General features: G+C 52.1%; 25 protein-coding genes. 12 read left to right on the top strand and 13 right to left on the bottom strand.

Annotation, left to right across the window (positions count from 1 at the left end; all coding sequences use genetic code 11):
• The first annotated feature begins 93 nt into the window (after nucleotides 1-93).
• Nucleotides 94-945, top strand: a complete 852-nt coding sequence (locus tag C7K08_RS08285; protein WP_133165194.1) for a type 2 periplasmic-binding domain-containing protein — start codon at nucleotides 94-96, stop codon at nucleotides 943-945.
• 155 nt (nucleotides 946-1,100) lie between these two features.
• Here the strand turns inward: C7K08_RS08285 and C7K08_RS16645 are convergent, their stop codons facing one another.
• Nucleotides 1,101-1,232 carry a hypothetical protein gene (locus tag C7K08_RS16645; RefSeq protein WP_255096380.1) on the bottom strand — a complete coding sequence of 44 codons (132 nt, stop codon included), beginning with the start codon at nucleotides 1,230-1,232 and terminating at the stop codon, nucleotides 1,101-1,103.
• On the opposite strand from C7K08_RS16645, the gene C7K08_RS08290 reads away from it, so the two are divergent.
• A complete protein-coding gene (locus tag C7K08_RS08290; protein WP_106500165.1) occupies nucleotides 1,231-1,500 on the top strand; it encodes a hypothetical protein in 270 nt (89 codons plus the stop codon). The two genes, C7K08_RS16645 and C7K08_RS08290, sit on opposite strands and share 2 nt — an antisense overlap.
• On the opposite strand, the gene C7K08_RS08295 is transcribed toward C7K08_RS08290, so the two are convergent.
• Both C7K08_RS08295 and C7K08_RS16860 read right to left on the bottom strand, forming a co-directional pair.
• Entirely contained in the window at nucleotides 1,497-1,700 is a 204-nt protein-coding gene (locus tag C7K08_RS08295; RefSeq protein ID WP_106500166.1) for a hypothetical protein, read from the bottom strand. The genes C7K08_RS08290 and C7K08_RS08295 overlap by 4 nt on opposite strands.
• 46 nt (nucleotides 1,701-1,746) lie before the next feature.
• Nucleotides 1,747-3,195, bottom strand: coding sequence for a flavin monoamine oxidase family protein (locus tag C7K08_RS16860; protein ID WP_106500167.1), 1,449 nt, complete (start codon nucleotides 3,193-3,195; stop codon nucleotides 1,747-1,749).
• Between the two features lie 174 nt (nucleotides 3,196-3,369).
• On the opposite strand from C7K08_RS16860, the gene C7K08_RS08305 reads away from it, so the two are divergent.
• Nucleotides 3,370-5,079, top strand: coding sequence for an SGNH/GDSL hydrolase family protein (locus C7K08_RS08305; RefSeq protein WP_106500168.1), 1,710 nt, complete (start codon nucleotides 3,370-3,372; stop codon nucleotides 5,077-5,079).
• 52 nt (nucleotides 5,080-5,131) lie between these two features.
• Here C7K08_RS08305 and C7K08_RS08310 read toward each other — a convergent pair whose 3' ends face one another.
• The gene (locus C7K08_RS08310) at nucleotides 5,132-6,280 is read right to left on the bottom strand and encodes an aldo/keto reductase (protein WP_106500169.1); all 1,149 of its coding nucleotides are present in this window, start codon (nucleotides 6,278-6,280) and stop codon (nucleotides 5,132-5,134) included.
• A complete protein-coding gene (locus C7K08_RS08315; protein WP_106500186.1) occupies nucleotides 6,255-6,785 on the bottom strand; it encodes a bifunctional nuclease family protein in 531 nt (176 codons plus the stop codon). The genes C7K08_RS08310 and C7K08_RS08315 overlap by 26 nt, the downstream gene beginning before the upstream one ends.
• A 54-nt stretch (nucleotides 6,786-6,839) precedes the next feature.
• Between C7K08_RS08315 and C7K08_RS08320 the strand changes: the two genes are divergently transcribed.
• Complete coding sequence (locus C7K08_RS08320) at nucleotides 6,840-7,469, top strand: riboflavin synthase (RefSeq protein WP_106500170.1); 630 nt, start codon at nucleotides 6,840-6,842, stop codon at nucleotides 7,467-7,469.
• Between the two features lie 33 nt (nucleotides 7,470-7,502).
• Entirely contained in the window at nucleotides 7,503-8,060 is a 558-nt protein-coding gene (locus C7K08_RS08325) for an HdeD family acid-resistance protein (protein ID WP_106500171.1), read from the top strand.
• A gap of 8 nt (nucleotides 8,061-8,068) precedes the next feature.
• On the opposite strand, the gene C7K08_RS08330 is transcribed toward C7K08_RS08325, so the two are convergent.
• From C7K08_RS08330 to C7K08_RS08345, 4 genes are read right to left on the bottom strand one after another with little or no spacing between them, the layout of a single operon-like run.
• Nucleotides 8,069-8,470: an AbrB family transcriptional regulator gene (locus tag C7K08_RS08330; protein ID WP_106500172.1), complete on the bottom strand. Its 402-nt coding sequence runs from the start codon at nucleotides 8,468-8,470 to the stop codon at nucleotides 8,069-8,071.
• 59 nt (nucleotides 8,471-8,529) lie between these two features.
• Nucleotides 8,530-9,153, bottom strand: a complete 624-nt coding sequence (locus C7K08_RS08335; RefSeq protein WP_106500173.1) for a cytochrome c oxidase subunit 3 — start codon at nucleotides 9,151-9,153, stop codon at nucleotides 8,530-8,532.
• Nucleotides 9,150-10,823: a cytochrome c oxidase subunit I gene (gene ctaD / locus C7K08_RS08340; RefSeq protein WP_106500174.1), complete on the bottom strand. Its 1,674-nt coding sequence runs from the start codon at nucleotides 10,821-10,823 to the stop codon at nucleotides 9,150-9,152. The genes C7K08_RS08335 and ctaD overlap by 4 nt, the downstream gene beginning before the upstream one ends.
• A complete protein-coding gene (locus C7K08_RS08345) occupies nucleotides 10,820-11,647 on the bottom strand; it encodes a cytochrome c oxidase subunit II (RefSeq protein WP_106500175.1) in 828 nt (275 codons plus the stop codon). The genes ctaD and C7K08_RS08345 overlap by 4 nt, the downstream gene beginning before the upstream one ends.
• A gap of 45 nt (nucleotides 11,648-11,692) precedes the next feature.
• Between C7K08_RS08345 and C7K08_RS08350 the strand changes: the two genes are divergently transcribed.
• Genes C7K08_RS08350 through C7K08_RS08375 form a run of 6 tightly spaced genes read left to right on the top strand, consistent with a single transcriptional unit; the run spans nucleotide 11,693 to nucleotide 16,750 of the window.
• Entirely contained in the window at nucleotides 11,693-12,715 is a 1,023-nt protein-coding gene (locus tag C7K08_RS08350) for a COX15/CtaA family protein (protein WP_106500176.1), read from the top strand.
• Nucleotides 12,708-13,700 carry a heme o synthase gene (locus C7K08_RS08355; RefSeq protein ID WP_106500177.1) on the top strand — a complete coding sequence of 331 codons (993 nt, stop codon included), beginning with the start codon at nucleotides 12,708-12,710 and terminating at the stop codon, nucleotides 13,698-13,700. The genes C7K08_RS08350 and C7K08_RS08355 overlap by 8 nt, the downstream gene beginning before the upstream one ends.
• Nucleotides 13,701-13,724: 24 nt before the next feature.
• Nucleotides 13,725-14,738, top strand: a complete 1,014-nt coding sequence (locus C7K08_RS08360) for an ABC transporter ATP-binding protein (RefSeq protein WP_106500178.1) — start codon at nucleotides 13,725-13,727, stop codon at nucleotides 14,736-14,738.
• Between the two features lie 47 nt (nucleotides 14,739-14,785).
• Nucleotides 14,786-15,607 carry an ABC transporter permease gene (locus C7K08_RS08365; protein ID WP_241537154.1) on the top strand — a complete coding sequence of 274 codons (822 nt, stop codon included), beginning with the start codon at nucleotides 14,786-14,788 and terminating at the stop codon, nucleotides 15,605-15,607.
• Between the two features lie 4 nt (nucleotides 15,608-15,611).
• Nucleotides 15,612-16,049 (top strand): hypothetical protein, encoded by a 438-nt coding sequence (locus tag C7K08_RS08370; protein WP_106500180.1) that lies wholly within the window; start codon nucleotides 15,612-15,614, stop codon nucleotides 16,047-16,049.
• Nucleotides 16,050-16,054: 5 nt separating this feature from the next.
• Nucleotides 16,055-16,750: an N-acetylmannosamine-6-phosphate 2-epimerase gene (locus C7K08_RS08375; RefSeq protein ID WP_106500187.1), complete on the top strand. Its 696-nt coding sequence runs from the start codon at nucleotides 16,055-16,057 to the stop codon at nucleotides 16,748-16,750.
• Between the two features lie 190 nt (nucleotides 16,751-16,940).
• Here C7K08_RS08375 and fabG read toward each other — a convergent pair whose 3' ends face one another.
• From fabG to C7K08_RS08400, 4 genes are all read right to left on the bottom strand, one after another.
• Nucleotides 16,941-17,696: a 3-oxoacyl-[acyl-carrier-protein] reductase gene (gene fabG / locus C7K08_RS08385; RefSeq protein WP_106500182.1), complete on the bottom strand. Its 756-nt coding sequence runs from the start codon at nucleotides 17,694-17,696 to the stop codon at nucleotides 16,941-16,943.
• A 36-nt stretch (nucleotides 17,697-17,732) separates the two neighbouring features.
• Entirely contained in the window at nucleotides 17,733-18,716 is a 984-nt protein-coding gene (locus C7K08_RS08390) for a potassium channel family protein (protein ID WP_341272149.1), read from the bottom strand.
• A gap of 222 nt (nucleotides 18,717-18,938) precedes the next feature.
• Nucleotides 18,939-19,400 carry a PIN domain-containing protein gene (locus tag C7K08_RS16865; protein ID WP_106500184.1) on the bottom strand — a complete coding sequence of 154 codons (462 nt, stop codon included), beginning with the start codon at nucleotides 19,398-19,400 and terminating at the stop codon, nucleotides 18,939-18,941.
• Complete coding sequence (locus tag C7K08_RS08400; RefSeq protein ID WP_106500185.1) at nucleotides 19,361-19,603, bottom strand: DUF6364 family protein; 243 nt, start codon at nucleotides 19,601-19,603, stop codon at nucleotides 19,361-19,363. Before C7K08_RS08400 ends, C7K08_RS16865 begins: the two co-directional genes overlap by 40 nt.
• Nucleotides 19,604-19,780: 177 nt before the next feature.
• Here C7K08_RS08400 and C7K08_RS08405 point away from each other — a divergent pair, with 177 nt between their 5' ends.
• Entirely contained in the window at nucleotides 19,781-19,969 is a 189-nt protein-coding gene (locus C7K08_RS08405; RefSeq protein WP_193464825.1) for a hypothetical protein, read from the top strand.
• The last annotated feature ends 239 nt before the right edge of the window (nucleotides 19,970-20,208 follow it).

Below are 20,208 nucleotides of genomic sequence, written 5' to 3' on the forward strand. Positions count from 1 at the left end.
CTGGCCTGCGCTGAACTCYTATACCGGTAGGGTCGCCCSATGACTGTRCCGCTCACTCGCCGTTCGTTGYTARCGCTGYTWTCAGGCGCTGGGTTGCTGGCTGCCTGCAGCGGSCCTAAGCGGCGTATTGGCGTACAAAATGGCACCCTGCCCCGGGCTTGGTTGCAGCGTTTACCCGCCGGTTGGGGCACAGAAAGCATCAGCTTGAGCACTGGATTACCAAAGCCTGGCCAGAGTTCTGGGCTTGGCCCCTTAGCACTTACCGATGGCTGGGCCACCAGCCAACCAGCCAGCCATTGGCTGCCTTGGCCCGCTAGCGCCGCTACGGAGTTGTTGATGCCAGAGGCCCAGGCCTTGCTCCCCTGGGGATTACCTGTGGCGATGGGCCCGTGGCTGCTGGTATTGCGCGATCGGCCTGATCTATGGCAATCGCTTGCCGATAAAGCTGGATGGCARTTGTTATTGCACCCCAGTTTGCGGGGGCAATTGTTGTTGCCGGCAAGCCAAAGGGTGGTTTTGGATATTGCCAAACGSATCGGCAACCAAGCCGAAATAATGGAACAGCTAAAGCAACARGCCCTTGGTTTTAATGATGTAGATGCCCTAACACTGCTGCTKAATGGAGAAGCTCAGGCGGCGGTGTTGCCCAGTAGAGCGGTAGTGCCATTGCTGAGAAGCGATAGCCGCCTAAGGGCGTTTCTACCAATTCAAGGTGCACCGCTTTGGTGGAATTTGCTGGTGCGGCCTGCTTCTGCAGCTGCTATCCCACCCTTGGAGTGGTTGCTGGCTCCAAGTAAATCACCATTACTTGATCAATTGTTGCGGGCTGGTTTTACCCCTCCTTTGAAGCTGCCACTATTAGCGGCAGCCCTATCTCGCCAACCCCAGGCGCAGTTGTTGCGTCCGTCTGCCGAGTTATTAAAAAGATGCAGCACAATTATATAAATAGATACTGTAATAAATAAGCCGCAAATAGCAATTATTTAACCAAGCCAGAGAAATTTTCCGATGAAATTCATGCCTATTTATCCTGCGTTTGCTGTAATGCCTCTTTAAAATATCTATGCAAAATTGAACATGTAAAGCAGGTAATGATATATTCAAATATTCTTGCCTAAATCAGCGCCCCAGAAATATTTTGCTTTCCAAAAGGTTTGTTGCAGATTGCATTGAAAAACAAAAAATGGGTGAGAATCGTGTGCAACAAACAATTTTGCTGCGTCCGCTCCCATGGCTGATCACGAAGGGCGAAAGCTCAGCGTTCGAGAAATGATCAACGCTCACCTTCTACCAGTTCTGGCGCTGGTGGCAACAGCAAGCTCGGTATCTATTGCTTTGTCGCTTGGCCCCATTGCTGGCCAGGCTTCAAGGTGGAACCAGTGTTACGACGGCGGCTTGGCTTGGTTGGATCGCAATAGCCCGCGCATTAAAGGTGGGGATCGCCTGGCTATTGCAACTAATTTTTGCAATGGTGGATCGCCAAATAAACCGGCTCGTTAATGGCTGGCGCGATGCAGAGCAAGTAGTGCATTGGCATATTCATGGCGGCTGAGCTGAAGTTCGAATAGCGCCTTGCGATGCCAGGCAAGATCCAGGCCGGGTTCTTTCATTAGGCCTCCAGTTGATTGGGGCGAGTAGCTGAATAGCAAGTGGCCGCAAAGCACTAGATCAAAAATCTGATCGTTATTGTTTATCGCCATGTTTGCTGGTAGTGAGCTTGCCTGTGCTCCTTCTGCAATCTTTCACTTAACTTAAAAGTGATTGAACGGTTCTGGATGCATCTAACCCAGCCTGAATGGCACCCTCGTAATAACCGGCCCACCGCGCTGAACACTCTGTTCCTGCCCAGATTATGCGTCCAACTGAATTGCGCCACGCAGGCCCAAAACTTGTCCAGGTTCCCGGAGTTGTAAATGAAGTAAAGGCACCTGTACTCCAGGATTCTTCGCCCCAGTTAATTTCAAAATAGTCRACTGGTTTAGCCGCTTCTGGGCCCCAGATAGTAGCCAAGTCGTTRAGKATTAACTGTTTACGCRYAACTGGATCTTTCAAWCCKAGTTGTACTGCTTTATCYGCRGCAATAAAYGAAGCWAGAACTCCTGGTTTACCTGAAGGCGGGGAGGAATCAGCKGTCATTTCMATCGTGGGCAGAGTGCCTTGGGCATAGCCATTTAGGCCTTGCTCGCGCCACCAAGCAKTGGGATAWACAGTTAGCACTTTGATCATTGATCCCATCGGRGACCKTTGYTGCAACCCTGAAACCTGAGCCGGTAAGCCCGGTTCAAACACGATGCGAGAGCGCAGTGCAGGMGGTATWGCAATCACCACYGCACTACATGAATGGCAGCTTCCGTCGGCTGCTTTWACTAGATAGCTGCCGTCTGATTGTTTAATAACAGCCTGGGCAGCTGCATTGGTGCGAATTTCCCCCTTTATYTGCTGGGCAAGCAGATCAGCAATCTGTCCAACTGCTCCATAGAGCATCCATTTCTCAGGGATCTCAGACTGCGGTGAAGCTTTCTGTGTTTGRGCTAGATGAAGKATTGAGGCGTCKCCAGGTTCATAACCACCCGAGCCACCAACACGTGTGTACCACTTCAGGATGTAGTGGGCGAGCTCAGAATCAGTGCAGCTACGCATCCATGTTTCGATCGTTTGAGTATCTAGTGCTCGCGCATTTGGCGATAACCAAGGCTGTTGTGCATCCACAGTTTGCACCAGCTGTAGAAATTCACGATGAAGTTTCTKTGCCGCCTCTTTTTCTTTTATTGATACCGGCAGCTCGCCATAGGCAATTCCAAGAAATGTGGTATCCCAATCAGCAACCATCGGAATGGCAACCCTGTTGCCATTCCAAATCAATACAGTTTTGCCATCAAAATAACTRTCAAAGGTTTTGATCCCCAGTTCGTTTGCTAATGCCTTAAATAGGTGATGGGTTTGGCCCATCCATTGGCCTCCGAGATCTAGCCACCAATTGTTAATCGTTTGCATTCGATGGCAGCGACCACCTATGCGTTCTTGAGCCTCAAGGACTGTAGTGCTTCTATTCTGTTTCTCAAGATCTCGAGCTGCAATCAAACCGGATATGCCTGCTCCGATAACAACAACATCTACTTTKCTGTTGCTATCRATGGAGCTRCCAGTAAAAYCATYCTTATCAGATCCAAGTRCTGAGCGTTGAGTTAACTGCATTGGATCATTAGATACATTGCAAATWTAATGTTACCATATTATTGCTCTCAGCATTATTGTTWAGCTGTTTGCGAGGGCYCTTTTGCTTGTTCTGATAGTTGGAGTGCCTACTGTAGCGCGGCTAATCGTATGCCATCAAGCTGCTATAATAAAGGATCTAAAAGCTTTTGATTTATGACATTTGATTTCTTGGTATATCTAATAAACTTGGGAGTGTTCAAGAATAATGTGGCCTTGTTRTTTCAATTCATTATCCTTATATCAAAYCAGAATGCCTCCAATGATTCAGCGCCTGTTGTAATTCCTCCAGTAAATCCTGAAGTATTCTCTGGCTTGTATGTTTTCGGCGACAGCCTAAGCGATTATGGCTCCCGTGCTGCTGAGTTTCAGCGCTATTTATTTGCCCCGGATGCATCTCCTGCTTGGAGTGGCGTAACTTTTAGCAATAGCCAAAGCAATTGGCAAACGCTCCTCAGCGAAACATTGGGTTTACAGCCGGGYAGCCTCACAAATCAGAAAAATCTACCTGCGGATCCCTATTACCTCTACGCAAATGAGCTCGTTAGCCCATCTTCCCTTGCTAATGAAACCACCGGTGGAACTTCATATGCCATGGGTGGTGCCACAAGTGGCTATACCACTTTGTATCAATTCTCAGAACCAATATTAGCAAAAAAGCTRCAAATWGAGAATCTTGGTGTKGCAGCTCARMTCAGYGCYGCACTTGGYGAACAGGCCGTTCGTTTARAYAGCAGTGATTTCGCAGTTGTWTGGGCTGGAGGTAAYGAYCTTTTRGTGGCTTTTGRTGCACAARMKTCWCTTTCAGAYACGTTAGAYCAAYTGGTTGYGCAGTTGCGCAACGACCTTGAGACGGTGTTGCGTTTTGGTGATGCACGCCATGCCATGCTCACAGCTATTTCCCCTCTTTCCGGTGTAGTGAATGCCRTTMAATATCAAGCTCCCTTCCTCTCCGGACTAATACTGGCTGCAAGTTCTCCAACTGCGCCCGAGTTCTTAAAGGAATGGGTAAACGAATACAATGAAGGGATTGTTGATCTATTTCGAGYGGATATTGAGGCGATGGTGGCTGAAGTTCAGAAGGCTTTCCCCTACGTAAATTTGTTTAACTTCAATCCGGAATATCAAGCTCAATATCAACAATTTGGCAGCGAGCTTGGCGATTTTGCCAGCTATGGAATTGATAACACCCTTGGCTTTGCTCAATCCCCCGTGGGCCAGGCTGCAAGGCCAGTGGTTGATACTGAACGTTATCTCTATTTTGATAATTTACATCCAACCAGCAGCGGACACAGCATGCTGGCAAAGGCGATTGAGCTTCAACTTGATAGCGTTAGYAATCGCATAGCAGCCGCCACACTCACTAATACCATCGAGAGTAGCGCTGCCGTTGTGGTGGGAAGCATTGCAAATGATTTGATTATTGGYAAAGGTTCTCGGCAGGAGTTGTTAGGKGAGTTTGGCAACGACAGGTTGATAAGTGGTGGAAGTAATGTTCTRCTTTCTGGTGGTGTTGGYAATGATCTTTTGCAAGGCGGAGCCGGAGAGCAATATTTTAGTGGCGGATTGAATGCCGACTTCTTCAGTTTTACTGAGGCCGATGCTCAGCTAGGAGTAATTGATCGCATTCTTGATTTCAGTGCAATTGAAGGTGATCGCCTTGGAATTAATGCAGTGTTAGGTATAACCAATAGCCTTGCTGGTAAAGGTTGGACCTACATCGATTCCGCCAATTTCAACGGTGTTCCCGGTGAGCTCCGCTTTGACAAAGGTTTGCTCCAAGGTGATACCGATGGCAATAGAATAGCTAACCTRCAGATTCAAATGAATGGCATTAACAACTTYAGYCCYAACTGGATTAGCTAATTTGATTAATATTTAGATATCTGYAGAYAACTCAATGCATCTAACCCAATGATTAATCCCAAAGGCGCCTGCCGGGTTTGCTGGCTAGTAGTTGATKGGTTTCCGTGAGCAAAGCCGGGATAGGCAAATTTAAAGGGCAGCGCGGGATGCAATTGCCACATTCAGCGCAAGCACTGGCATTGTGTTGTTCAAACCAATGGCCGGCATTACCTGCCATTGCGTAGCGCTCTTTGGCATGGCTGAGCATGTTGTGGCCAAGGGCCAGATTGCGCAGCCGCAACATTTCAGGWATSGGCACTTGATTCGGGCAGGGCAAACATTCGCGGCATTGGCCGCAATGGCTATCACCCAAGCGTTGCCGCTCTTGTTGMTGCAGGTTTTCGATGRCTCTGCTTTCCTCAGCTGTTAGGGGCCCATCAGCGTTGGCYAGCTTTTCKGCCCAATTCAGATCGCTTGGTTTGGCAGCCCCAAGGCTGAGGCTGCTGATCCCTTGGGCCAACAAATATCGATAGGCCAGCTCGAGCGGCTGAWAAGGGGCGCAGTGTTGCAGCAGCAATGCTGGTGGCGCATAAAGTTGCCCGCCCTTATCGGCCGGAGAAATYGCAAGYACYCCCATGCCCCTAGCCAGGGCCATTTGGGCTAGCGGCAGCCGTAGGGGATCAAATAAATGCAAATGCAGGTTTGCAAAGGCAAAGCAACCACTGCTGATGGCAGCACTAATTAATTCCGGGCTGCCATGGCTGCTGAACCCCACCTGGCCAACCAACTTCTCCCCCAGGGCCCAGGCCATAAATTCAGCGCCGGGGCCAGCTAGGGCCCAAGCCAAATGCTGCTTGAGGTTGATGCCATGTACGGCAAGATTGTTCAGATGRGTAATGCCYAAGCGYTCCAGGCTGCGTTGCAATTGCTCTTTTGCCGCTGCYAAGTTCATGCCAGGCAATATTTTASTTGTGATTACTAGCTGTTTTGGCTTGATCGCTAAACGTTTAATTGCAAGGCCTAGGTAACACTCACTTTGGCCGTAGGCCGGTGCCGTTTCCAGGTGGTTGATGCCAATGGCTACGGCCGCYTCCAGCACCTCCTGCAACTGGCTGGGCCCASTAAGGGCCCGCATGGTGCCAAGGGTGAATAGGGATACAGCTGGCCCCTTGCCAAAGGGGCGTTGGCCTGGGGATTCAGCTGCTTGGCTTGGAATTGGCATCACTATCGGGCTGGGCTTTGCCCTGTTGGCGAATCAAWTCAGCGGGGCTTAAGCCATCAACAAAGCGGCGAAAATCGGCGATTTCTTCAGCATCAGCTTCGGCATCCACTGGAATCGAGGCATCACTWACAACTTCCTCCAGCATCCATAAACCGCTGCCGGTGCGCAAAGCAAGGGCRATGGCATCGCTGGGGCGACAGTCGATTTCGTGGTTTTCACCAACGGTGTCGGTAACTTTCAAAACAGCCCGAAAAGTGTTGGCTTCGATGCTGTGGATAATCACCCGTTCMAGCTCCAAGCCAGCCACGGCCATCAGATTTGCCATTAGGTCGTGGCTGAGCGGTCGCGGCGGCGCTAGTTCCTGCAACCCGGCCACAATATTTTGAGCCTGGGATTGATCAATCCAGATCGGCACTTGCCGCCGGCCGGAGGGATCACGCAAAAGCACTATCGGGCTTCTACTGGCGGCATCAAGGGCTATCCCAGCCACCGTCATTTCCACCATGGCAACGGTGCGGTGTGCTCCCATGATTATGGCTATGTATGCACTGCCAGGGCCATGTTTACCGGATTAGTGCAGGCCATCGGCMAGGTGCACCCCATAGCCGGCGGGCTGCGGGTGCAATGCCAAGGGCAACAGCTTGCCCCTTTAGCCCTTGGGGACAGCGTTGCTGTGGATGGGGTTTGCCTAACGGTGCGGAAATTAACCAGTGATGGTTTTGAAGCTGATGTGAGCCCAGAAACCCTGAGCCGCACCACCCTTGCCCAGGCGGGGGGGTGGGTGAATCTTGAGCCGGCCCTTGCGGTGGGTGATCGCCTCGGCGGCCATTTCGTGAGTGGCCATGTGGATGGCCTTGGWGTGGTGCGGGCAATCCAATCCCTCGGCCATTCCTGGCGCCTTGAATTGGCATGGGAAGATCAAAGCTTTGATCGCTAYATSTGCGATAAGGGCAGCATTACTGTGAATGGCATCAGCCTCACCATTGCTGGCACTGGTGCGGGCGCTAGTTTTTGGCTGGCGGTTATTCCGGTGAGCTGGGAGCAAACCACCCTTAAATAYCTAAAAATTGGTGATCGCGTTAATTTGGAAGCTGATTTATTAGCTAAATATGTGGAAAAACTACTGCGATCTCCCGCCTCTAACGCCATTGATGAACATTGGTTGCTTCAAAATGGCTGGACTGTTTAAATCATYATTGGTTGCCTTTCCCCTTCTGAAACCATGTTGAAAACTTTCACGATCGCCGAGGGCATTCTWTTGCTCGTTTTAGGCTTTTTAGCCTTGATATTTCCGGTGGTTGCCTCTTTTGGTGTTACGGCAGTGGTGGGCATTGCATTTTTGCTCGGCGGCATTATTGGTTGGATCAATAACATCAGTCGCCGCCATGACTTAAAGGCATGGTTAGTGTTTTGGCGTTTGGTGGTTTCCACCCTATTTCTGATCGCTGGCTTTTCAATATTGCAACAAATCTCCAGTGGCCCATTTGATGCAGCCGCTCAGGTGCTGGCCTTGGCCGTGGCKATAGGCATCGTATTTTTAGTGGAGGGTGTTGTGGCAATCGTTGCTTCCCTYAACCACCGGGAAATTAACGGCTGGCGCTGGGGATTGGCAAATGGGGTGGTTACTTTGATCCTTGGAGCACTGATTATTTCTATGAAATTTTGGGGGCTGCTATCGGTTTTRGGAATTTTAGTTGGGATTAGTTTTSTRTTTTCAGGTATTGATTTAATTGCTTTTGGTAGTTGCYTGCATGGCGATAACAAATCAAAAAAAGCTTRARTTAAAAACTATTCAGCATCGCTRATTTCTTGCGCTTCAGTTTCCCCCTCATCCTTAGCGGTGAGGGGCCTAAGCCAAATGGTGCCCGTTTCTTGGTGCAGTTCAATGCTGCATTCTTGGCCGGGYTCTAACCCCAAGCGTTTTGTGTAGGCATGGCCAACCAAAAGATTGCCATTGCCATGCACCCGGGTGCGATATTCAGCCTGCCTGCCGCGAAATCCATCGCTATCAACTTCTGGTATGGCAAACCCTTTTGCATGTACTAACGCTTTWAGGAATGCTTTTTTTAATACCCGTCCKCCAGGCCCCACATAACCGCAWGCCTTTGCAATTTGCTCAACGCTATTGCTGCTTAGATCCCKGGTTCGATTCAATAGGGCTTCGCCCATAAGTTGTTCGCTGGGGATCATTATAAAAATCAAAGCTCAACTGATTCTGACGCCCTTGGGGTGGTGCTGGCAACCGCTTTTCAAAGCAGATAAAGAAGTCCGAACAGAACCACCCAAATCACATCCACAAAATGCCAATAAAGTTCAACAGCAGCAATGCCGAAATGTTTCTCCGGGGTGAAATAACCGGGCCTGGCAGCCTGGGCCCAAACGATCAGAATCATTAGGGCTCCAAGGGTTACGTGGAGGCCRTGAAAGCCAGTGAGAGCATAAAAAGTGCTGGCAAATAGGTTATCGGTTAAGCCAAATGGCAAGTGGAAATACTCATACATYTGGCCGCCTAGAAAAGCGATCCCCATCAATGCTGTGGTGAGCAACCAGGCTCTACATGCGCCCATATTGGCTTTCATCAGCTCCTTGCTGGCCCTATGGAAGGTGAAACTGCTGGCAATCAAGATGGCGGTATTRATTGTTGGTAGCAGCAGCTCAAGTTCGTAGATGGCTCCCGCCGGCAGGGGATTAACAGCCCTGAAGGTGAGATAGGCGGCAAAAAAACCAGCAAAGGTCATGCCATCGGCCACCAGAAAGGTAGCTAAACCAAACATCCGTAAATCCGGATGTTCGTCGTGGCCGTGTGAAGAGTGTTCTGTTGAAAGAGTGTTGGCTTGTTCAGCRCTTTCRATAGCAGGTTGTGTTGTTGTCATTGGGGGTTCCTCCAAAGATCACTGCCGGTGGCAACTTTTAAATCAATTACGCCCAGTTCAGTGCCATAGCCGTAAGGTTCATGCACCAATGGTGCCGCCCCCTTCCAGTTCTCCACTGGCGGGGGAGAACTGGTAAGCCATTCAGGTGTTAGRGCTCTCCARGGRTTGTCGCCGGCTTTGGCGCCCCACCAGAGGCTACCGATCACATTAATTAGAAAGGGTATGGTGCTGATCGCCATCAAAAGGGCACCCACGCTACTAACTTGATTCATCAAAGTAAATTGGGGGTCGTATTCAGCCACACGCCTTGGCATGCCATTGAGGCCGAGCCAATGTTGGGGACCAAAACAAAGGTTGAAGCCAATAACAGTTAAAAGCAAATGCAGGCGGCCCAAATGTTCATTTGCCATATGACCTGTGAATTTTGGATACCAATGATAGATAGAAGCAAATATCACAAATACCGTGCCTCCATAAACAATGTAATGGAAGTGGGCAACAACAAAGTATGTGTCGTGAACATGCACATCAAATGGCACCTGAGCTAGGGCAACTCCAGTGATGCCTCCAAATACAAACTGAAGGATGAAGGCGCAGGAAAATAACATGGCACTATTAAGGGCGATGCGACCCTGCCATAGGGTGGCGATCCAATTGAAAAATTTGATTCCAGTTGGAACTGCAATAAATGCTGTGGCAATCGTAAAAAASAGCCTCATCCAAGGCGGTGTGCCACTGGTGAACATGTGATGGGCCCACACAACTAAACCMAGCACAACAATGGCAAGGATTGAGTAAACCATAGTTACGTAGCCAAACAATGGTTTACGGGCATGAATTGGTAATATCTCGCTTACCAAGCCAAAGGCTGGCAACACCATTATGTAAACAGCTGGRTGGGAATAGAACCAGAAAAGGTGCTGGTAAACAACAACATTGCCACCYTGGGAAGGATTGAAAAATCCTGTGTGGGCAACGATATCCATRCTCAACAGTATTAATGTGCCTGCTAAAACCGGAGTTGATAGCACCACCAAGATGCTWGTGCCAAGCATCGCCCAGCAATACATRGGTAGCTGTAATAACTTCAGGCCCGGCTGGCGGAATTTCAAGATGGTTGCGATGAAATTAATACCACCAAATATTGAACTTCCMCCCAAAAGCAGCACACTCACAATCCAAATTATTTGACCCATGGCTGGGGTTGTAATACTCAGCGGTGGGTAGGCTGTCCAGCCGGATTGGGCTGCCCCACCAATGAAGTAGCTGCTGATTAGTAATAGGCCAGCSGGGGGGATCATCCAGAAGGCAACTGCATTAAGCCTTGGRAAGGCCATGTCGCGGGCGCCCACATAAAATGGRATYAGGTAGTTGCCAAAGCCACCATTAACCACTGGCACTATCCAGAGGAAAATCATTATGGTGCCGTGCAACGTGAGCACTTGGTTATAGGTTTCTCTGCTAACRAAATCAGATATTGGTGTGGCTAATTCGGTTCGGATAACCCCTGCCAGTGCACCACCCACAAAATAGAAAAGAAAACCACAAACTATGTATTGYAAACCGATTACTTTGTGATCAAGGCTGAAGCTGAAATAGCGCAGCCAGCTGGTTGGTTGCAGGCTGCTGTGGGCCTYTGGGCTTTTAATTGGYGGTAGAGCAATTGTCATGAGAGGGTGGCGGGGGTGTTTTTCTCTATCCAGGCATCAAAGCCATCAGGTTCTTGAACAACCACGTGGGATCKCATCCCGCCGTGATATGGGCCACAGAGTTCAGCGCAAACAATTGGGTAGTCGCCACTTTTTTTAGCGGTGAAACTTAGAACCGTTGTTTGGCCAGGGATAATATCTTGCTTGATTCGAAATTGGGGTACCCAAAAAGCATGAATAACATCGTTTGCTTTCATGCGTAATTCCACCATTTGACCMGTGGGAACGTGAAGTTCACCACTGGTGATGTTTTGCATTGGATAGTGGAAGATAAAAGCAAATTGCAGCGCTGTTACCTCAACGGGTAAAACATTGCTATCGCCGGTGGGGGCAATCCCTCCCCAGATGCGCTCTTGGTCTTGGGGGCCACTGGTGCGCACGGAAGCCAATTGCTCAGAGGCATGCATTGCCCCGTGGCCATTTAGATCAGCCATGCCGCCCATGCGGTCGTAGATGTCGTAGCTGTAGATRCCAATAAAAAGCACCACCACCGCTGGAATTACGGTCCAAAAAAGCTCAAGCGAAAGGTTGCCTTCGATTGCTGGGCCATCGAGGGTGTCGCCTTCTTTGCGGCGAAAACGCACCAAGCTGAACACCACAAGGCCGGTCATTCCCAGCAATAAAACCGTGCCGATCGCAAGTAAAACCTTGAATAGTTCGTCGTAAACAGGCGCATTAATGCTTGCGCTTTCAGGTAGCAGATTTGAGTAATTAGCGGCCCAGAACCCTGCAAGCACTAAGGCCATGCCAGCAACCAGGGTGATAATCGAGGCGGGAATGCGCATGGGCGCGTTGATAACAAACCATTCCTTTCACCCTATGCAATTTGAATGGCTCAGCAAGGATCAGAAGGAAAAGATTTCCTTTCAGATGCTGAAAGCCTCACCGGAACCAGAACACAACACTTGCTTAAGCCTTGCAGCGCTTCAGCATCGCTAGCGTTCAAGCGGATTGATCAACAACGCGGCTTGACACCTTTCACCCTGCCATCMCTAAACCCTTTAAAACTTTCCCGCCAGTTGGTGGTGGCATTGGTTGCGCTGGTGGTAATTGGTGGCGCCACCAGGGTTATGGAGGCAGGTTTGGCCTGCCCAGATTGGCCCCTCTGCTACGGCAGCCTCTTGCCTAGCCGTGAGATGAATCTCCAGGTGTTCCTGGAATGGTTCCATCGCCTTGATGCCTTTTTCGTTGGCATMGGCCTGATTGTGTTGCTGGTTTCTTCGYTGATTAACCGCGCTAGTGGCCCCCGATGGCTTCCCTGGTTAAGCGGTTTAGCCCTGCTGTTGGTGGCAACCCAAGGGGCCCTAGGCGCCCTCACCGTTAGCCAATTACTGCGCTTCGACATCGTTACCGCCCACCTAGCAACAGCGCTGCTTTTAGTTGCCTTGCTAAGCGCCATTGCCCAATTGCTAAATCCAGCATTGCCTGGCCCGAGGCCCCGGGGTGCAGGCCTTTTAGCTGTTGTTGCCGGTGTGTTGGTTTTTGGCCAATGCGTTGCCGGGGCATTGATGGCAACCCAATGGGCCTCTGGCCGTTGTTTGCGTTTGGCTGAGGGCTGCGCTTGGCTTTCGGCCCACCGCAGCCTTGCTACCCCTGCCGCCAGTTGTTGTGCCCTKTTGGCAATTCTGCTCTTGGCTTTCCCTTGCCCCATCGCTGCCCGCAGGCTTGGKGTGGCAGCCGGTGCCTTGGCTGCCTGCCAAGTGGTGCTTGGTGTKCTCACCTTGAAGCTCGCCCTAGCGGAGCCTTTAGTAACCGTTGCCCATCAATTACTGGCTGCACTGTTAGTTGCCACCTTGCCCGCCGTTGCCTTGGCCCTGAGGCCCAATTCACCTTTGGAGTTATCCCATGGCTGAAGCCGTTGCCATTGCTGTGCCTCTTTCAACCCGGGAGCAGGTGGTTCCCAGCCGCGCCAGGTTGAAATTGCCCCCCTGGCTTGAAATTGCCAAACCGCGCCTCATCCCCCTACTGCTTGCCACCACCCTTGGCGGCATGGCACTAACGGAAAGTTGGCCAATGCCTGCCCCCCGTTTGGCCTGCACCCTTGGCGGTGGTGCCTTGGCAGCAGCAGCAGCCGGAGTGCTGAATTGCCTTTGGGAGGAACAGCTTGATGGACGCATGCTGCGCACCAGCGGCCGCGCCCTTCCCTCCGGCCGCCTTAGTGCAGCTAAAGCKTTCAACATYGCMGTTGCCCTTGCCTGCAGTGCTGGCTTGCTTCTGGTGATGGGGGTGAATTGCCTGGCGGCGAGTTTGTCGCTTTTGGGGCTTTGCAGCTATGTGTTGCTCTACACCGTGGTGCTCAAGCCYCGCACCACCCAAAACATCGTTATTGGTGGTGTGGCTGGAGCGATTCCACCCTTGGTGGGAGCGGCGGCGGCCACGGGKCACATCGGCCTTGGCGGCTGGTGGTTGTTTGGCCTTGTAATGGTTTGGACCCCAGCCCATTTTTGGGCCCTTGCCCTGCTGCTGGAAGACGACTACCGCTCCGTAGGCATCCCGATGTTGCCTGTGGTTAAGGGCCCTTTTGTGACGGGTAACGCGATTATTCGCTACGCCTGGGCAACCATTGCTGCCAGTTTCCTCGGTGTTTTTATCCTCCCCACCGGTGGTTTGTTCTATGGCTTGATGCTGCTGCCATTTAATGGCCGCCTGCTGCAGATGGCTCAGCAGCTTCATCAAGATCCCTGCGATCGCGTGCGGGCTAAGGGTTTATTTCGCTGGTCGATTCTTTATCTTTTTGGCATTTGTTTATTGCTTTTGCTAGCGAGAACCACCGCTGCCGCCCAATTCAACCTTCAGTTGCCAAGCCTCTTCAACATGTTTAGTGGTGCACCTTTTTAAGCTGCTATTGAAGCCAACACGTCTGTGATCACCCTCGAGCACATCAGCAAGCGCTACGGCGGCATTACGGCCCTCGATGGAATTTCCCTTGAGGTTCCAAAGGGTTGCCTCTATGGCTTGCTTGGTCCTAATGGCGCCGGTAAAACCACAGCCCTACGCATCCTTTGCACCCTGCTGGCGCCAGACCAGGGCAGGGTTGTAATCGCCGGTGTTGATGCCTTAGCCGATCCGCGTGGGGCAAGGCAGCAGYTGGGCTATGTGGCCCAAGAGGTGGCGATCGACAAAATTCTCAGTGGCCGTGAGCTTTTGGAGCTGCAGGCCAGCTTGTATCACCTSAGCGCCGCCAGGGCCCGGGAGCGGATCGCCATGCTCACGGCCTTGCTWGGCATGGATGAATGGTTGGATCGCCGWTGCGGTAGCTATTCCGGTGGCATGCGCCGCCGKTTAGATCTTGCCTCTGGTTTGCTCCACAACCCTGCTGTTTTAGTGCTGGATGAGCCCACCGTTGGCCTCGACATTGAAAGCAGGGCAGCCCTTTGGGATGTGCTGCAGCAATTGCGGGAGCAGGGCACCACGATCCTKTTGAGCAGCCACTACCTGGAGGAGGTGGATGCCCTGGCTGATCGCTTAGCGATTTTGGATCGCGGTTCTGTGATTGCCGAGGGCACACCAGCTGAATTGAAACGGGAGCTCGGCGGTGATCGCATCACCCTGCGGGTRCGGGAATTCGCAAGCCATGATGAGGCCCAAAAGGTGCAGCAATTGGTTCAGGGCCTTAAAGGGGTGAGCCAGGTGTTGATCAATCGTGCCCAGGGCCACGCGATTAATTTTGTGATTGAGGCGGAGGGCTCAGAAGCTCTGTTGCAACTGCGCCAACAATTAGATGCTGCCGAGGTGCCTGTGTTCTCTTTGGCCCAAAGCCGCCCCAGCCTCGATGACGTTTACCTGCAAGCCACCGGCCGCACCTTGATGGATGCCGAGTTGGCGGCMGTTTCTAGCCGTGATCCCAAGGCGGAGAAAAAGCAGGCCATGCGTTGAACCAGCGGCTTGATCTTTTCAGCTCATTTTCCTATTGATTTTTGCCCGTGTTTGCCTCCACTGCCATTGCTGAACTAAGCCAAGAAACCCTCGCCTTAAGCAAGCGTTTGTTTCTACAGCTGCAACGCAGRCCATCCACCTTGGTGGCTGGAATTTTGCAACCGTTGATCTGGYTGGTGTTGTTTGGTGCCCTATTTGCTAAGGCTCCCATGGGCCTGTTCCCCGGTGGCGGCAGCTACGGCAAATTTTTAGGGGCTGGAGTGATTGTTTTCACTGCTTTTAGCGCTGCCTTAAATGCCGGCTTGCCGGTGATGTTTGATCGCGAATTCGGCTTTTTGAACCGTTTGCTGGTGGCACCGCTGCGCTCGCGCTATTCAATAGTGCTGGCTTCTGTGCTCTACATCACCAGCCTGAGCTTGGTGCAAAGTTTGGCGATCATGGCAGCGGCTTGGGGTTTGGGTTATGGCTGGCCAGGTGGCACAGGGCTGCTTGTGGTGCTCGGCACTTTGCTGYTGTTGGTGGCTGCCGTAACGGCATTGAGTTTGGCTTTGGCTTTTGCCYTGCCTGGTCATATTGAGTTGATYGCAGTGATCTTTGTTGCCAACTTGCCCCTGCTGTTTGCAAGCACCGCGTTGGCACCAATCAGCTACATGCCTGGCTGGTTGGGCTGGCTTGCATCCYTAAATCCMCTTACCTTCGCGATTGAACCGATCCGAGCTGCATACCTGGGCCAGTTTGCCTTTGATGCTGTGGTGCTTGAGGCCCCCTATGGAGCCCTCACCGCCGCCCAATGTTTACTGTTGCTTTTGGTGCTTTCTGCCGGTTTATTTGTGTCTATCCGGCCCCTTCTCAGCCGGAAATTGAGCTGAAACCGTGGCACCCCATCTGCTTTCTTTTTCCGCCCGCGCCCGCCAGGAGCAGGAGGCTTTGAAAGTAGCCCTGGCAAATGGCGATGGAGCCAGCCTTAAAAGCATCAGCGAACGGCTMGTCCATCGCCAAGGGCCAGGGGCGTTGCAGTTGCTGATGCGCAAACTTGCCAGCAATGCAGAGGCGCTTGCTTTTTGGCAGCAGCAATTGTTGCCARTTGATATTTTAGCGCTTGAAACTATACCTGTTGAAAGTATATCTAATGARACTAGGTTAGTTRAAAATATGCCAGTTCAACAAATTTCAGCCGAATACTATGAAGAAGTTAAAGAAGTTGTTGAAAGTTGCCTGCCCGAGCCAATAGTTGAGAAAAAAATCGAAGTTGCCAGGCGACTGCGAGGCTGGTTGCCCAGCTGGAACGGCCCCCTGCGCCAGGCCAGTTGATTGCCATGGTTCACCCATCTGTTCCTAAAGGTTTGATCGTTTCGGTGCAAGCACCTGAGGGTTCTCCCATGCGGGAGCCTGAGGTGATTGCTGCCATGGCGGAAGCCAGTTTGCTCAATGGTGCTSTGGGGGTGCGACTAGAGAGTCCCGAGCACATTGGTGCTGTGCGGCGCCGTTGCCCTAAGGCCCTGATCATTGGCCTATGGAAACGCAGCTTTCCAGATAGCTCCGTTTACATCACCCCCGGTTGGGATGAAATTCGCCAGGTGTGGTCTGCCGGGGCAGATGTGATTGCCATTGATGCCACCGAACGGCCCAGGCCAGGGGGGCAGCAGTTAGCTGAATTGGTGAGGCGGGTGCAGATGGAATTAAATGCACCTTTGATGGCTGATGTTGATAGCTTGGCCAATGGTTTGCGGGCTGCTGCCTTGGGGTGCCAATGGGTGGGTACCACCCTATTTGGCTACACCGAAGCCACTGCTCAACTGGAGCCSCCCGCCTGGCAATTACTCGCCCCCCTGCGTGAACAGTTACCAGCAGATGTGGGCTTGATCTGTGAGGGCGGCATTGCCAATGCAGCAGAAGCAAGCCGTGCGTTAGCGGAAGGTGCGGATGCGGTGGTGGTGGGCACKGCGATCACTGGGGTGGATCTGCAGGTGGCCCGTTATGTGGAAAAAATACAGAGCCAATTAACCCCCTAAACCAGCAGGGCTGCTTAGCCTTAGCGCGAGTGAATTCTGCCGATGACCTTCCTGGTATTAGCGGCTTTAGGCCTGCTGATGGCGCTCATATACATACCYTTGCGCATCACCCTCACCCTCACAGCAAGGGGGAGGCGCTTGAAATTGCTTCAGAGGATCCGCTTGTTGCGTCAACAATTAGSCACCGAACTCACCCCATCAACATCCCCCCATCCACCTGCAACACCTGGCCCGTGATGTATKCAGCGGCCGGATCAGCGGCTAAAAATCGCACGGCCCCWGCCACCTCAGCCACTTCCCCGTAGCGCCCTAGTGGGATTGCAGCAAGTAAAGCTTCGGCTTGTAGATCCTTGGTCATATCGGTTGCAATAAAACCAGGTGCCACCGCATTAACGGTGATGCCGCGGCTTGCYAATTCCTTSGCGCTGCTTCGCGTAAAGCCGATCACCCCCGCTTTGGCGGCGGCGTAGTTGGCTTGCCCCGCATTGCCCATTAAGCCCACCACCGAGGTGATATTCACAATCCGCCCCCTTTTTTGCTTGAGCATTGGCCTGGTAACAGCCCTGGTGCAAAGGAACACACCGGTGAGATTGAGGTTGATTACCGCTTGCCAATCGCTTGTTTTCATGCGCATCAATAGGCCATCACGGGTGATGCCAGCGTTATTAACCAACACATCAAGGCTGCCGCTGCGTTTGATAACAGCCTCCACCAARGCRTTTACCTCCTCTTCTTGGCTCACATCTGCCTGGAGGGCATAGGCGCTGCCCCCTTGGGCTGTGATTTCAGCCACCACAGCATCGGCGCCGGCATTGGAATTGGCGTAATTAACAGCAACAGTGGCTCCAGCGGCTGCGAGTTCTAAGGCAACGGCTTTGCCAATTCCCCTGCTGGCCCCCGTAACTAGGGCGGTTTGGCCCATTAGGGGGGAGGTGGCTTGGCTCATGGCGGCAGCGAAACTGGCGCGATCGTACGGTTGCGCTTAACCCTGCACCGCACTGCTGCTTTCAAGGGCAGCACCCAAAAGCCTTTCCAGGGMCTCAAGCTGCTTGGGGCTACCCATTACCACCAGCCGCTGGCCTGGGGCCAAGGTGGTGTGGCCGCTGGGATTAGCAACTAAGCCCTCCACACCATGAATTGCTAGCACTAGGGCACCGCCGCTGCGTCTGCCGAGGTCTAGGTCGATCAAACTACGGCCGATCACCTCATGGGCCAGGTTTGGATTATTTACCAGTTGAAATTCCTCAACTTCGCAGTTGGAACCTGCCARTAGATCAAGAAAATTAAGGGCTAGGGGCCGCAGGGCGGTGGCCGCCATGATTCGCCCGCCGGCGATATAGGGAGAAACCACTGAATCGGCACCGGCTTGCCGCAATTTGCGCTCTGCTTCACCACTATCTGCCCTTGCAATCAAGCGGCAGCTGGAGCACAAACCCCTGGCGCTAAGCACCACATAAAGATTGGCGGCATTGTTGGGCAAGGCTGCCACTAATGAACGGCACTGCTTAATACCAGCTTCTTGCAATGTTTCATCRAGGGTGGCATCACCATTGAGAACCTCTAAATGGCGGTCGCGGGCGGCTGTTATTCGGCCTGGATCGGTTTCGATTACTAAAACAGCAATACCTTCAGCGCTTAGCTGTTCGGCAATTTCCCTGCCGATGCGTCCGTAGCCGCAAACGATTACGTGGTTRCGCATGCGTTGGAGTTCTTGCATCCGTTGCCAGCGCCGGCGCCGCTGGAAATAACCAGTTTCCTGCAGACTAAGCAGCCATTGCAGGGTTTGCTGCACCACCACAATSCCGCCYAGCAACATCAATACCGTTACCCAGCGGCCAGCTGGGCTAGTTATCGCCTGATCGCCATAACCAACGGTGGTGAGCGTGATCGCCACCTGCCAAAAACAATCACCCCAATCCCAGCCTTCAGTGAGGCGATAGCCGCTGGCGCCRCCAAAAATCACCACTGCCAGGGGCATTAATGGTGTAGWTAGCARGGGGGCAAGGCGCTTTCKCCAGCGTGGACGCCASCGTGRACGCCTTGGTAAAAAWGCCTTCATYAGAGCTCARGCAAAMGCTTGGRWGGGTGGAGGTGTTGCCGCGTTTCCACAGAGAAGATTCAGCAAGATGTTCCCATTGAAGGCCAGCAACAACAGTGCSTTTGGCTTGTAGACCTAAGGCGAGGGAAGCTATGAGYTTTTAAAGGGATTGCGAATCTCAAGGCCTTCAAAATGCTGGYCAACATTGAAGTCCTCGCTGTAGAGAACCGAGCAATGGCTTCTGATTGCTGCTTCCAAGATCAAWGCGTCGAACCAGGCAATCTGGTTGGCTGMTGCCAATTCGTGGGCATCAAGCACAAGGGCCGTATCGGTTGGCACAACTTCAAAATCCGCAAGCGCCTTCAGGGCTTTACGAGCTTCCGAGGTGGAGATAGCAGGWTGTAATTTGCGCGCCATCACGGCTCGCAATTCAATTAATACCTGGGTGCTGATAACAATCTCATYGTGTTGGRYTAATTGGCGTAGCCAATTCTTGGTGAATTGCCCTTTTTGGGSTTCCCGTTGATCMAGGCGATAAACCCAAAGATTGGTGTCAACAAACACTCGCATATTCAGCCCAGGCTGCGCCCGTGGAGCGACTCCCGGCTCCATGGGGCCTGGCTGGCGCTACTGGAGCGATCAGCAACCGCATCAAAGGCATCAAGAGCCTGGATYCGTCTGGAGCGGGCRTCCACGTAGCGGCTGAGGTAATCACGCACCAAGGCGTTCACTGAGGTTTTCTCCCGCAGCGCTGCTTCCCGCGCCTTGCGCAAAAGGKTGTCATCAAGGCTGAGGGTGAGRTTTGCCATCGCCATGGYTTTRAGCKCAACCTGATYCTAACRATAAAATCAGTGCTACACAGAACCCGTGCTTCCATTTGCAAATGGATGAGTCTGCCCAGGTTCTAATTTTTCGAGCGAGCTGCAACTGCTTTTAGTGGGTGATGGCAACACGATTCGTGTGAGCAGCCCAAMGGMGCARATAAAACMACAGTGCGTTTKGYTTGTATCGACGCGCCAGAAATCAGCCAATACATCGAAGGTTGTGACCGTGAAACCTATTCACGCCTTGAAAATGAAGCACGCTTAAAAAGTTTTGGGGTGTGGGCAGTGCCCGGTGGCATTAAACGGCCCTGGGATTACAGAAGGGGTAGGGAAGCAACCCGATTTGGTGTGGATTAATCAACCATTGGAAGTACTAGGAACAAGCCTCCAAATGTTCTTTGCAAGGGATGCGCAAAACGCTYCCAAAAGGTGACATCTTCCTAAGAAACACCCACGGCCATCAGTGATCTCGGCCTGTCAGCCGGTTGCYACCAGTTGGTAACCAAGCGATCTGGCACGTCGCTCCAGCCCATGGATTTGTCGATCCCGTGATGCCTGTTGGTAGGCCAAGTCTCCCAGCTCCTGGAATTCCATAC

Source organism: Synechococcus lacustris str. Tous (assembly GCF_003011125.1).
GTDB lineage: Bacteria > Cyanobacteriota > Cyanobacteriia > PCC-6307 > Cyanobiaceae > Synechococcus_D > Synechococcus_D lacustris.